We start from the raw sequence: 12,341 nt of genomic DNA, 5'->3' as shown, positions 1-12,341 counted from the left end.
CCCTACTGGGGGTCACCAGTTGACGCGCACGACAGGTGGCCGTTTGTCCCTGCGCTTGCGCTGCACGTTAGCGTCTGGGCGCTCTCCGAAGGCCTGTACGAACAGGGCGTACGACTCGGCTGCTTTCTTGGGATCGAAGGTGTCCGCGTCCTGCTTCATGTACGCGCGATGTAGCACCCAGTCCATCAGGCGCTCGTGAAATCGCTCGGGGATTTCAGGCTTTGCGGTATCCAGGTCAGCGCTCAGAGGCTTGAGGGCGCCACGGCAGACAGTCATCGCGATGGAGCCAGCAGCGGTTGGAGTCGGCACAAGCCGAACCTTGGCCGGCTGCACACCGCTGGCCTGCTCGAAAATGAATGCGCGCGGCTGGCCGCTGCGGCTTTCCCATCCTGGGCAATCCTGGTCCAGCTCTTCCACGCTGGTCTCATCCAGGCGCCGGCCGTTGAAGGTCAGGCGCCTGATTTCGAAGACACTGGGGTGCAGTGAGTACGTGGGTTCACCAGCTTGTGTGGCGATTGTGCAAGCCGCAGCAGTTGCGCGGTCCTCGATCAGCTTGGCGCGCTCGCACGCCTCCTGCACCGCCTCATTGAGGTAGCGGACGATGTTCTCCGAGGACCAGAACGGCGGCTCGACATGATCGGCCACCGTGCTCCGGAACTCGTCGATGAAGTCCGCGACCTTCACGGGTCAGTCCTTGGCGGAGACTTCGGCCCAGATGGCATCCGCTTCTTCGCGCGCCACCTTGAAACCAGTGCGGCCGCTCAGCTTGCGCAGGTCCGGCTTACCGTCGTTGGTGAATTCGTCTTCGGCGCCGCTGTCCAGCATGGCGCTCATGGCGTCGGCAATGACCTGTTTGCGGTCGAAACCAGTACCTGCAGGTGCTTTTTCATCGGTCACAGATGCAGGAACGGCCCCGCGCGAAATCGCTTCGCGGTGGAACATCTGATCGATCTCATCGCCCTCGGGCGAGATCACGCAGGTGTGGCCGGTGGTCAGAGCCACATACAGCGGCTCATCAGTGGGGGAACGGAATTTCATGATGGTGTCCTTCAAAAAACCCGGCGGGGATCAATCCGCCGGGTGCAAAAGGCCATTGCTGGCCTGACCACTGAGAAACAATGGATCAGCCTTGGCTGAAGGCTGCGCGGCCTTCCACGAAGTAGCTGATGGTGATGCGCGCTGCGCCAGCTGTAGCACCTGTGCCGGTTTGCGCGATCAGCGCTTTGAGCGCCTCGGCGACCGTGTGCTTGTAGCCGGTGAGGGTCAGTGCAGTACGGCCGGCGGTTTTGAGGTCAATGGCCGAAGAGGTGTACCGGTCATCGTCCGCCGCATCGCCAAGCTTCAGCGTCGCTGTGGTGGCGCTGTTCCAAGCGGTTTTGACCACCACATCGCCACCGAAAAGGATGGCATTTGCAGGCAGGTCAAAAGCCGCTTCGGCAGTACCGTAGGCGGTGGGGTCAGCGTAGCTGATATCCAGATGCGCCACGATGAGTTCTTGGCGCGACGAGTTTTTCTTGATTGCCACGATGGGCTCCTTTCAACATCAAGGGGAGTTTGAAAGGACAGAGCCCGCAGGCCCCGTCCTCCGGGGCCTGCATTACTGCAGGTAGGTATCGACCGTCAGCAGGCCGAAGTCTTCGACCGACTGGTCGTAGATCGAATAGAACTGCGGCTTGAGGAAGCCGAGCATCTTGTCGATGTTGATGCCCTGTTGGCTGCCGTACTGGAACGTCTTCTCGTCCCATTCGGGTGCGCCCAGGTCGGCCATGCCAAGCGCTTGAGCGCCAGCCAGGATCGAACGCGTGCCGTTTACCAGACCACCGGAACCCCACTTCGAGCCCGAGGCGGCGCCCTTGGTGTTGTAGACCAGGTTGTGTTCGTGAATCACGGCGCCGTCCACAGTTACGGTTGCGCCGGTGAACCATGGCGAATCGGTCCCGCCCTTGGTAGCCACGGCGACGACAGCGCGCTGGTAGTCGGGATCCTTCTTCAGGGCCGCCAGCGTGCCGGGCTGCACGAAGAACACGTAGTACGCCTTGCCGCCGGACATCAGCGGCTTGATGTAATGCTCCTTCGCATAGGCGATCAGGTCCACGATCATCGTGTACTTGGGCACGTAGGCGGTCGTGATGCTGCCCGTGTTGGACGTCTGCAGGCTGGTGCCGTCGAACATCAGAGCGCGCTTGGCAGATGGGACCGTCAGGTCGGCTGCGAACGCGAGGTTCGGGAACGGCGAGTTCACGCGGGGAGCGCCGTTGTTCTTGAACGCGTAGCTGATCCCCGACATGGTCAGGAACGCCAGCTGATCGCAGCGGTTGGCCAGCCAGAAGGCCAGGCGGTCGCGGCCCATTTCGCGGAACTTGATGACCGTCTTCTGTTCGGCCAACTTGCCCTTGTTGCGCACCGAGTGGGTCAGCAGATCGATGCCAATTTCTTGGCTGTACGACTGCATCGCTTCTTCATTGCCTTCGCGCTCGTTGTCACCGATCACGCCATCTTCGACCAGGTCGGCGACGAGGTGCATGATGACCCGCTCGCCCTTTTCGGTCTTGGTCAGATCCGTGATGCGCTGGATGACGCTGTTGTCATCCGTGCCGATGAAGTTCTTGATGAACATCTGATCGCGTGCGGCCTTCCAGGTGTCCCGCTGCCAGACGATCTTTTGCTTGGGCGTCAACGCCGCAAAGTTGGTAAGCATTGTCATGCTCCTTGAATTGGTTACGGACTGAGGCGTGCGCTGCCAATGCGAGAGACATGACTTGGTGGCGGTCAAGGGCGCCGGGTGGTTTAACGTCCTCCCGTGACGAGATCACCCTGATTTCAAGACCAGCAGGCCGGGCGAAACCTGCTGGTCGTTGTGGCTGGATCAGTCCCCGCGCAGACGCTTTTTCTCGGCTTCAGGAAGCGCGTCGTACTGCTCTTCGGTGAGCGATTCGACATCGATCCTGGCCGCCGTTGCGCGGTTTCCGATACCAGCCTGCACCGGGGGTGGCTGCAGCAGAGAATCTGCAGCGCCACGCGCCAGTGCTTGTTCGGTTCTAGTGTCTTTCCGCTCCGGTGTATCTGTCGATTCCCTACTGGGGGTATCGCCTTCGGGAGCGAACTTCGGAGCGATCTTGTTCACGGCTTCCTGCAACGCTAAATGGGGTGGCATGCCCTTCTTGATGCGCTGGTCACGGGCTGCCACGATCAGATCCAGGGCTTCCTCGCCTTCTGGCTTGTTGAGCCATGGGTAGGCGGCCACTGCGGTCTGAACTGCAGCCTTCAGCAGGGTCTGCGTCTCGCGCGCGGTGAACTCGGTCGCGGCGACTTCACGGGCCCGGGAGGTCGCCTCGGTCACGAGGTGGGCATTGATCTCACGGCGGATGGACGCTGCCTTCTTGCCGTCTCCCGAATACAGCGCTTCCGCGTATTCCTGCTCTTTGGCGTCCACATCGAAACCACCGGCCCCTGCATCGGGCTGGGCTGCAGGTTTCGCGGGCGCAGCAGTTGCGGTGGAACTATCGGCTCCAGCACCGGCCTTCTTCAGGCGCTCGATTTCAGCCTGTGCCTCTTCCAGCTTGCGCAGCGCCTCCTTGCGCCCTTCGTTCACTTCGTCGAAACGCGCCTTGGGGATGCCAGCCTGGCGGCGGCCATCACCGGCGTCAGCGCCATCTGCATCGCCAGCTGCGCTTGCGGCACCTGCAGCCGAGGCATCAGCGCCTGCGTCTTCCGCATCGGCCGCCGGCGTGAATGTGTCGCCTCGATCTTCCTGGCCATCGCCTGCGTCGGCATCGCCGGTGTTGGTCACCTGAATGACCTCGCCGCCCAGATCGGAGCCGTCGTCCTCGGCTGGCTTCATGAAACCGCTGTAAGGCTGCAGGCGGCGCTTGAGTTCTCGGATGTTCATGGTGTTGCTCTCCAGTGGTTAATCAATCGGTGAGGGTCAGTCGCGGCTCTGCTCGCGGGCGATGGCGTGCACAACGCCGTGGAAAACATAGGCCGCCGCACGCTGGCTTGCGGTCAGCACCGCGACGGATGTCCCGTGGTGGGCCGTTGGGTGCAAATCAGGGTTGTTCAGGAACGCCGCCACCTTGGCGCAGGTGTGGTCCTTGTCCTTCTTGGGCAGACGCTCCCAAGGCGGGGTGGTGTAGTCGCCATAGGCGGAGTTGTGGGCTGCGACGGACTCATGGGCCACGCGTGCGATGGCTTTCACCAGGGCGTCCTGGGCGTAGTTGGCGTACTTGTCTGCGTCCTTTTGTTCCTCGGCCGTGTGCTCCTTCAATTCGCAGGCAGCGCACTGGTGCACGCCGCCCGGTCCCATTTCGCCGCAAATGTCGGCCTCGCCGTGGCCCGTCGTTCTTCGTGATCCGCAATAGGTGGTCATGGTCTTCCTTCAGTGGTGGTCAATTCGAGGGTGTCAATGCCCTTACCGCACCCGTTGTCCAACGCCATGGCGACCTCAACGGCGCGCACTGCGGAGTGACCGAGGTACATGGCAGCAAGGGCGTAGTCCCGGCCCGATCCGATGGCATCGAACTTGTCCTCGTGGAATTCGTGGAACGGTGTATGCGCGTAACCAGACGCCCTGCCGTCCAGACTGATGTGCAGACACCCCACAGCGTCGTCAGATGCCTGGAATGCTGGGTACTTGACAGGGTCGCAGCCAGCGCGAAACCACTCCAGCAGTGCGAAAGCGCGGCTTCCGTCACCAGCGAATCCGACAAGCCCACTGGGAACGCGATAGATCTTTGTGACGGTGCGCAGATAGCCGCAGTTGGACGCTGCCTTGTCGGCAGCCAGCGTCTTTCCGTCCCAGGCGATGATGGTCATTGGCCGATCCCAGGTTGCATGCCATCGGCTTCGGGCGTTTCAATGCCATCCATGAGCCCTTGCGCAGGGCTGGCGGGCGTCATGGGGTCGGTGTTCTTTGGCATGTCCATGCCAACGGCCTCGGCGGCAGCGCCAGCAGGTGGCGCCTCTACGTACGGCGCGGCGTCTTGGTCCTCGAAACCGATGGTCCCGAGCATCTGATCGGCAACACCAGCGATTTGTGCATTGCCCGCCACCACCTGGGCGCCTTGCATCGTGCTGTACAGGGTCTCGCCACGCTTTGCGATGGTTTCGGTGTGCACCAGCTCCGTCTCGGCCTTGACCTTCTCGGCCTGGGCTGCCTTGAGCGCTGCGTCTGCCTCCGCCTTCGGGTCTGGCGCTGGCGCGGCCTGGCTCTGCATGTTCCCCAGGATCTCGTGCTTGTCCGTGAGGCCAGAGTAGCGGATCACTGTGGCATCTGGGATCGCGATACCCGCCTTGCGCATCTCCAGCGCCTGCTGGAACTGGCTGTTCTCGAAGGTGACCTGCATCGGCTGCTCGGAGATCACCACGTCGTACTCACCCACGGTCACATCGTTGATGTAGTTGCCGGTCTCGGGGTCGAACTTGTTGATCTCCAGCGTCTCCTGCTTCGGCTTGCCCGTCATTGGGTCCGTTTCGGTGATGCGGAAGATGCGGTAGCTGTCGTAGTACCGCTGGATCAGCTTCAGGATGCGCTGGGCCAGCAGCTTGCGCGTGTATGCCAGGTTGTCGAGAGGCGTGGCGAGCTGCTGCTGACTGGCGAACTGCTTGGATTGGATGGCGACGCCCGCCTCATCGTTGCCGCCGATGCCGCGCATGGCCTCAGGCACCGTCACATCCTTTAGGGCCTGTGTGGCGCGGTCGATCAGCCGATCCACGCCGGTCGGCACCGAGTTGGGTTCTATCTTTGCAGGCTTGGTCGCGCCCTTTTTGAACTCCAGCACCAGGCCGGTCTGGGCGCCGACAGTCTCCAAATCCTCCGTGTCCATATTGGTCAGGGACTCTTCCTCCACCACCCAGCCGCTGTTCGCACTGGTGTTGATGATGTGGACGAACTGGCTGACCGCCTTGTTCAATGCCTCTTGTGGACCGATGGCGTTGTCCACCATGCCGCGCGTCTTTCCGCGACGGAAGTAGGCGAAGTACGGCACCACGGTGAAGTGCTCGTACGGGCTGAATTCATCGTGGATGGTGCGGCTGTAGGTCGAAACGATCCACTTCACGCGGCGGCGCATGCGGCGGGCCTTCACAGCGCCCTTGGCGATGGCGTCTTGAATCGAATCAGCCGCCATGTTTGCCATCACATGGACATCGCCGGTTTGCGGGAACACCAGGCAGTCGGTCATTTCATAGACGAACTTCTGGCGGTCGATGATCCGGTAGCGGTTGATGCCGTCGCACTCAGCGCCGTAGGCGTCGTACAGGGCTGTATTGACGGTGCCAAAGCGGTTGCGCGGCACTTCCTCGTCCATGTCGCCGAAATCCTGGCCGTGGTCGTTCGAAGCCTCCGCCTTGACCCGGGCGTCCTTACCGTAGATCTGCTCGATCTCGTCCAGAGTGAGCCATCGGGTGATGATCACGTCGCCCCACTTGTCAGGGTCGTAGCTCTTGGCGTCCGGGTCCGGGATCACGTCGCGCGGGTCCAAGTCGAAGATCGTCACTTCGCCAAACATGTTGCGGTCGAAGCCAATGCGCACGTCGTAGTAGCCGCGCTGCTCAATCAGCCCGTCGCTGAACACCTTGGTTTCCAGCCAGTGCAGGTTGGTCGAATCAGCAATCTGCATTGCCACCTTCTGCAGCACCGTCGCCGTGTCCAGATCGCTCTTGCCGCCGCGAGGCTTGAACGCGATGTCCATCCGGTTCTGGATCTGGTATCCCACGGCGCTGTTCACGCTGGGCATAACCTCGTTGAACTCGTAATAGGGACGCTTCTGGTCATCCAGAATGGCCTTGTCGGCTGCGATCCATTGCTCACCTCCACCCAGGTACATGCCCTCGCAACGGGCGGCCTGCTCGGTGTATTCGATGTGCCCACGGTCCTTGCCGTAGCAGTAGCGCTGCCAGTTCTCGCGCGCGGACTGGTCGGCTGGGGTCGATGCTGTTGCCATGGTGTTCAAGCGGCCTGGGCCGATCCCTGTGATTTGTTCTTGATGCCGAGGCGGTCGCGCCAGCTGCGTGGGCGCTCGCCCTTGGCGTAGATCTCGCGATAGCCCTGGGCGAACTGCCGCAGAGCATCGGCCGGGTTGCTGGCCGCGTCGTGGCGCGGGTGGTCCGCCCACACGCCCAGCCGCTTGTTCCACTCCTTGCGGTAGGACTGCAGGCCAGCCAGGCCGGACGCGCAGCCTTCTTCATCGAACCAGCAGTTGCCGAAGATGTTTCGCACCATCTGAATGCCGGTGGTAACCGACTCGATGCGGGGCACGATCTCAATGTTTTTCAGACCCAGGTCGCCCAGCAGCTCGGCATAGGTCTTGGTCGTGGATGCCTGAATGCGGCGCGCGTTGCCGTCGTGCGGCAGGTAGTGGCGGCCCCAAACCCAGCCAGTTTTCTGCATCTCGGCGACGTAGTGCGCGGGAGCCTCGCCGCTGTTGCCGTACGACTTGATCCAGCAGTGACGCAGGCCCACTTTCTGGTGGAACCAGATGAAGTTCTCGTCGTTGAGGCCGATGTCCCAGAACGTGTCCACCGGCACGCCGGACATGTATGGCACCCGGGTAATCCGGCCATCCTTGCGGGCGGCGGCGAGCTGGACGGCGTAGTAGGTGCCCTCCGTGGATACCTGAAAGGCTTCCTCCGGCGTGCTGGGGTACTCCTGCCACATCAGTTCAGGGTCGCCGCCAAAGTCGTTGTCGCGCGTGGCCACATACCAGGCGCGCTGCTCGGCTTCAATCTGCTGGCCGATCAGCGCCTCCACCTTCTCGAAATACTCGCGGTCTTTCTGAGTCATCAACACCGTCTGAGGGTTGATGCGGTATTCAGGAGCCTCCCACCATGGGAAGAAGTGGAATCGGTAGTCGCGCTCTGAAAGATCCTTGCCCTGCTCTGCGCAAGCCATGGCCTTTTGAGTCATGCGGAAGAACTCGCCTTCGCGGCCCTCGGCGGTGGACTCGATGATGGTGATGCCGCTCAGAGGAACGGCAGGCAGAGAGCCGGTGACGACCTCGCGCGCCTTGTCGGGGAACTTGGCGCAGATCTTTCCGAACTCCGAGACGTGCAAGCGGTGGATCGTGCCGGAGCGCATGGACGTTGCCACGCGGATGCTGCTGTTGTTGTGCCCAAAGAGCAGCTCGCTGGCGCTGTCCCGTGCCAGCGGCATGACCGCCTTCAGTTCTGGCGGCAGGTGGTCGTATGCCAGCTTGACCTTGTCGCGGAATATGGCCTCGGCCGCCTCGCGGTCCTGCGCAATGATCCCGCAGCGCTGGTTTTCGTTGAACAGAGCGTGATCCAGCCACAAGATTGCGACCAGTGTTGTGAACCCAAGCTGGCGCGCTTTCAAGATCACGTTCCGGTGCCACAGCTTGCTGATAAGCCGCCGCTGCGCCCGATTCGGCTTGAACGGCACAACAGTGCCCTCGCCGTCGTCTGTCTTCACCATGATCTTGTAGAGGTGCCCAGAGCACAGGCGCCACATGGGGTCAGCCAGGCAGCGCAGCAACTCTTCTTCGCTGGTGGGCACGAAGTCGAGGGGGATCTTCATTTGCCCGCCTCTTTCCCATCGCGGACAACGGGCAGGGCGCTGCCCTTCATCGCCGCCAGCATCGCCAAGATTGGGTTGGATTTCTGGTCGTTGTCCTTCTCGTACAACCCCAGGATCTTTGAAGCCTGGTCGAGCGCTGCGTTCTTGTTGGCGATCTTGTACTTCTTAACGTGGCCGATCAGCACGCGGTCATCGCCATGGCCTTCCCACTCTTCCAGGACATCCAGGCCCACGATGCACGCTGCGGTGTCGTCATCCAGCTCGGTGACGTCCTTCGGGCGGCCGTCCGCGTGGAACATCTTGCGAGGATCGAAGAAGGCGATGCGGGCAATCTCGCGCTGCACGCGGGCCTGCGTCAGCTCCATCGCGGCCAGGCGCTCGTCCTGGCGCGCGGCGATTTCCGACTGCTTTACTTCCAGCAAGGAAGCGATTTGTGGTTTTTTGAGGTTCTCCGCCCCGATCTTGTAGGCGGTCTTCGGGCTGTAACCCGCAGCCAGAGCGGCTTGCGTGGCATTTCCTGAAATCAGGTATTCCGCTACAAACTTCGCCTGTTTTGGCAGCAAACCATCGACGCGCGCGGTAGCTGCAACACCCTTTTCAGATGCTGCGGAAGTCTTTTTGGTGGAACGGGCAGTTTTCTCTACCTTTTTGGGCGCCATGCCACGGATGATTCCGGGCAAGGTTCTCGCGGTCGAACCCTACTGGGGGTGTTCAATCCGGAAGGTCGTTCCCATACCGGCTGGCCACCAGCGCCCGCATAGCCGCGATCAATGGCGTCCGCCCTTCCTGCCAGGCGCCCTTGGTGGATTCACTCACGACGACAGCGCACCAGACCCAGCCCTTGCCGGGCATAGGAGCAACGTGGATGCGTTCTTTCTCAATGAGAGGACCGCCAGCCTCCCAGGAGGATGAGTAGGCGGCGCCCGGTGGTTTGCTGATGGCCTTGGCCACCCAGGTGTCGAGGGCAGCGCCGGAAAGGTCCGAAGTCTTCATGGCCGGATTGTCGGGCCTTTGCCATTTCCTGCCATGGGCGCGCTTCCGCACATATTGCGGGTTGACGCCGTACTTCTCGGCTATCTCTTGCACTGTCATGGATGTGGTGGTGTAGGCCGTCCGTATCTCTTCCAGGTGCGGATGAGCGGCCGACCCCACTTTCTTTATGCCCAAAGCTCGTCGCTCTGCCTGAACCGAGCCAAGCGAACGGCCCAGCAACTTGCACGCCTGCGAATCAGAGTGGGTGGCCAACATTTCCCGCTCTTCCTGAGTCCAGCGTCTCTGGAACTGGAATGCAGCAATTCCCCTTGCGATCCTCGCCTTCGCAACCGTGTTTGGCAGCATCCCCCAGCGCTCCGCAAGGTGACTATCGGGAATGGTCCCCAGCAAGGACACCTGTTCAGGTGTCCATTCATAGTTTTCCGGTCTTCTCACTGGCCAGCCTCGAGCAAGTCAAACTGAGCATCGTTCTTTGGCTTCTTGAGAGCTGCAATCTCTCGGCGCAATTGGCGCACCTCGTCCGCAAGTTCGGCAGTCCTGATCAGCGCTTTGTTGCTGCCCTCGATGTCTTCAAAGGTACGCGCGAACCCAGTGAACAACAGGCCGTGACGACGAGCCTCAGGTGGAGTAAGCACCAGGTACTCGTCGCCGATTTCGAACTTCACGCGGCCATCGGGGAGCGCTGTGAGACTCTGGGCCCTCTCTGGCGGGTACAGAGGCACCACCTTGATGAGGCCCTTGCCGACTTTGAACACCTTTCCTGCCGTCTCCAGGCGCTTGATGTGGTCATCAATTACCTCGTAGGACAAACCGGTTGCATCGCGCAACACCTGACGACTGATGTCGCGCTCATCGTTCGTGAGCCCAACTATGGTTTCCCAGATGATCTGACCTGTGGTGGCTTTTTCTTCGTTTGCGCTCATGTGGTCATGCCTCCCTGTTCAATTTGCGGTGTCCTGCAGGTATGGGTACTTCTTTGGCCAGATGCCCATGGCGTGAATCCGGCGCTGGGTGTCGGCCACCCATGCGGGCTCGATCAGGCGGCGGGCTTCCTTGCCGAACAGAGCGCCCTGGTCGAAGAGGCTGTGGCATCCGCGCTGGCCCGGACGGTCAGCGCACAGAGGGAAGGTCTGCAGGTCGCAGGCCTTCGTGCCGATGCCTTTCCCTGTGTTGGCGTGCGCGGCCTGGCTGTGGCCCCAGATGCCGCAGTGCTTGCAGGGGAGCTGGGCCACCAGCCGCAGATATGCCTGGCTACGGATGGGCAAGTCCTTCGGCGCAGTGGNCCACCACCGGCTGCGGCGCGCGGAATGCGCCGGGCGTGACCGTGGGCATGGCGCGCACGCGGTCTGGGTCGCGCTGCTCGCGGCGGGGTGCGCGGGGGCGGAAGCCGGTGCGCTTCATTCCTGCGCTCCCCGTGGCGCGAATTCAATTGTTGCGCTCCAGCAGTCAGCTGGCTGCTTGTGTTCCAGCTTGGCCACGCGGTATCGGGTGGTTTCAGATGGGCCGTTGGCGAGGATTAGGTAGTCCCCTTGCTCAACTCCCACGCCATGACCAATCACCGATGCGCTCAGTCCATCAAGTCCCATCCTGATGAACGTGATGTTGCGACCCCAACCTAGGCTGGTGAAGTCGTGATCAATGGGGGCGCGCTTCATTCGTTGAACCCCTGCAGGATGGTTTCGATCATCGTTATGCGGTCCACCGGCGAAAGGTGGCGCCACAGCGTCTTGCCCGCGTGCTCGGTGCGCAGGAACTCCACGGCGTCGTGATGGAACTGCTCCATGGCGCCCTGCTCCAGCTTGGCGTAGCTGGTGGAGTTGGGCACTGGGAACACACCGCCCTTGGGGCCGGGATACCACTCGCAATGCCCTGCCCCGACCTTGAGCCAGTCGCGGAAGCCTGCGAAGTTCTCGAAGCGGTCCTGGCTCTCGAACACCGCTTGCTCCATGGCCATGTGCTTGCGGTGATACCAGCCCAGCCGGGCTTGGTGAGTCTTGAGCTCCACCATCTCGCCCGGCTCCAGGCGCAGGATGTTGTTCCAGAGGCGACGCCACTGCTTCTTGCCGCGCTCGCCCAGGCCGTCCACGATGCCAAAGATGACGCGACGGGCCACGGCCTTGTCGGCCTCGGTGATCTGCACGGGCTCCTGGCGCACCAGGGTGATTTCAGCCATGGGACACCTCCACCCGCACGAAACCTCCCACCTCATCGGACTTGATCGGCGTCAGCTGCCAGTGCTTGTCATCCACGCCCAGCACATCGGCCAAGCCATCCAAGCCGGATTTCATGCGAGCGATGCAGTTGTCCAGGTCGTGCGCGCGGCGGTCTGGTGGAACGAATGTGATGGTCAGGTGCAGGCGCTCGGCTTCGATGCGCTTGGCGCCCTGCTCCTTCGCCGTCCATGCGCAGGCAGCGCGGTAGGCCTTCTTCGCACGCGACAGTGCGCCCCAGTGCTGGCGCGCGTTTGGGCTCAGCTCCTTGGGCGGCCACGGCAGAGTGAGTTGCAGCGTGGTCATGCAGTGCGCCCTCCCCTTGCAAACCGCAGCTTGCCCACGGCGTTGCGTTCAAGCAGCCTGTGACGCACAAGGCTATCCATGTGGTTCTGGGCCGCGTTCAGCGACTTCCAGCCGAAGTGGTCATTGATGCGATGGATCGGCGGCAGCTGGTCGTTCTCTGCGAAGAACTCGCGGCAGTAGGCAAGCACAGCGAGGGCCTTCTCTGTCGGCTCCTTGGCCGGCCCCCGAACGTTCTTCGCTTTGGGCTTGGCGTGACCGCGCAGCTCTGCGGCGATGGCGTTTGCTTCTTGCATGTACGACAT

The 12,341-nt window shown here is 62.0% G+C and carries 17 protein-coding genes; all 17 read right to left on the bottom strand.

Features of this window, described 5'->3' with window-relative positions; genetic code table 11:
* Positions 1-12: 12 nt before the first annotated feature.
* The 17 genes from ACTJKQ_RS14390 to ACTJKQ_RS14310 all read right to left on the bottom strand — a co-directional run bounded on the left by ACTJKQ_RS14390 (position 13) and on the right by ACTJKQ_RS14310 (position 12,341).
* Positions 13-684: a phage adaptor protein gene (locus ACTJKQ_RS14390; RefSeq protein WP_440597238.1), complete on the bottom strand. Its 672-nt coding sequence runs from the start codon at positions 682-684 to the stop codon at positions 13-15.
* Positions 685-687: 3 nt separating this feature from the next.
* Positions 688-1,038 carry a hypothetical protein gene (locus ACTJKQ_RS14385; RefSeq protein ID WP_440597237.1) on the bottom strand — a complete coding sequence of 117 codons (351 nt, stop codon included), beginning with the start codon at positions 1,036-1,038 and terminating at the stop codon, positions 688-690.
* 85 nt (positions 1,039-1,123) lie between these two features.
* On the bottom strand, positions 1,124-1,525 hold the full coding sequence (locus ACTJKQ_RS14380) for a hypothetical protein (protein ID WP_440597236.1): 402 nt from the start codon (positions 1,523-1,525) through the stop codon (positions 1,124-1,126).
* A 72-nt stretch (positions 1,526-1,597) separates the two neighbouring features.
* Positions 1,598-2,698 carry a N4-gp56 family major capsid protein gene (locus tag ACTJKQ_RS14375; protein ID WP_440597235.1) on the bottom strand — a complete coding sequence of 367 codons (1,101 nt, stop codon included), beginning with the start codon at positions 2,696-2,698 and terminating at the stop codon, positions 1,598-1,600.
* 168 nt (positions 2,699-2,866) lie between these two features.
* Positions 2,867-3,889 (bottom strand): hypothetical protein, encoded by a 1,023-nt coding sequence (locus tag ACTJKQ_RS14370; RefSeq protein ID WP_440597234.1) that lies wholly within the window; start codon positions 3,887-3,889, stop codon positions 2,867-2,869.
* 36 nt (positions 3,890-3,925) lie between these two features.
* The gene (locus ACTJKQ_RS14365; protein ID WP_440597233.1) at positions 3,926-4,366 is read right to left on the bottom strand and encodes a hypothetical protein; all 441 of its coding nucleotides are present in this window, start codon (positions 4,364-4,366) and stop codon (positions 3,926-3,928) included.
* Positions 4,363-4,812, bottom strand: a complete 450-nt coding sequence (locus ACTJKQ_RS14360) for a hypothetical protein (RefSeq protein ID WP_440597232.1) — start codon at positions 4,810-4,812, stop codon at positions 4,363-4,365. Before ACTJKQ_RS14360 ends, ACTJKQ_RS14365 begins: the two co-directional genes overlap by 4 nt.
* The gene (locus ACTJKQ_RS14355; RefSeq protein ID WP_440597231.1) at positions 4,809-6,941 is read right to left on the bottom strand and encodes a genomic island protein; all 2,133 of its coding nucleotides are present in this window, start codon (positions 6,939-6,941) and stop codon (positions 4,809-4,811) included. Before ACTJKQ_RS14355 ends, ACTJKQ_RS14360 begins: the two co-directional genes overlap by 4 nt.
* A gap of 5 nt (positions 6,942-6,946) precedes the next feature.
* The gene (locus ACTJKQ_RS14350) at positions 6,947-8,530 is read right to left on the bottom strand and encodes a terminase (RefSeq protein WP_440597230.1); all 1,584 of its coding nucleotides are present in this window, start codon (positions 8,528-8,530) and stop codon (positions 6,947-6,949) included.
* Positions 8,527-9,189: a terminase small subunit gene (locus tag ACTJKQ_RS14345; RefSeq protein ID WP_440597229.1), complete on the bottom strand. Its 663-nt coding sequence runs from the start codon at positions 9,187-9,189 to the stop codon at positions 8,527-8,529. Before ACTJKQ_RS14345 ends, ACTJKQ_RS14350 begins: the two co-directional genes overlap by 4 nt.
* A gap of 52 nt (positions 9,190-9,241) precedes the next feature.
* Positions 9,242-9,778 carry a phage protein NinX family protein gene (locus ACTJKQ_RS14340; protein WP_440597228.1) on the bottom strand — a complete coding sequence of 179 codons (537 nt, stop codon included), beginning with the start codon at positions 9,776-9,778 and terminating at the stop codon, positions 9,242-9,244.
* A 176-nt stretch (positions 9,779-9,954) separates the two neighbouring features.
* A complete protein-coding gene (locus ACTJKQ_RS14335) occupies positions 9,955-10,446 on the bottom strand; it encodes a hypothetical protein (protein WP_440597227.1) in 492 nt (163 codons plus the stop codon).
* A gap of 18 nt (positions 10,447-10,464) precedes the next feature.
* Positions 10,465-10,788, bottom strand: coding sequence for a hypothetical protein (locus tag ACTJKQ_RS14330; RefSeq protein WP_440597226.1), 324 nt, complete (start codon positions 10,786-10,788; stop codon positions 10,465-10,467).
* Positions 10,789-10,920: 132 nt separating this feature from the next.
* Positions 10,921-11,178 (bottom strand): hypothetical protein, encoded by a 258-nt coding sequence (locus ACTJKQ_RS14325; RefSeq protein WP_440597225.1) that lies wholly within the window; start codon positions 11,176-11,178, stop codon positions 10,921-10,923.
* The gene (locus ACTJKQ_RS14320; protein WP_422846883.1) at positions 11,175-11,696 is read right to left on the bottom strand and encodes a hypothetical protein; all 522 of its coding nucleotides are present in this window, start codon (positions 11,694-11,696) and stop codon (positions 11,175-11,177) included. The genes ACTJKQ_RS14325 and ACTJKQ_RS14320 overlap by 4 nt, the downstream gene beginning before the upstream one ends.
* A complete protein-coding gene (locus tag ACTJKQ_RS14315; protein ID WP_440597224.1) occupies positions 11,689-12,039 on the bottom strand; it encodes an endonuclease in 351 nt (116 codons plus the stop codon). The genes ACTJKQ_RS14320 and ACTJKQ_RS14315 overlap by 8 nt, the downstream gene beginning before the upstream one ends.
* Positions 12,036-12,341 (bottom strand): hypothetical protein, encoded by a 306-nt coding sequence (locus tag ACTJKQ_RS14310; RefSeq protein ID WP_440597223.1) that lies wholly within the window; start codon positions 12,339-12,341, stop codon positions 12,036-12,038. Before ACTJKQ_RS14310 ends, ACTJKQ_RS14315 begins: the two co-directional genes overlap by 4 nt.

The sequence above is a fragment of the Acidovorax sp. 22279 genome (genome assembly GCF_052045435.1).
GTDB lineage: Bacteria > Pseudomonadota > Gammaproteobacteria > Burkholderiales > Burkholderiaceae_C > Acidovorax > Acidovorax delafieldii.
Note: the sequence above shows the minus strand (reverse complement) of the source record. Positions and strands in the feature narration are given on the sequence as shown.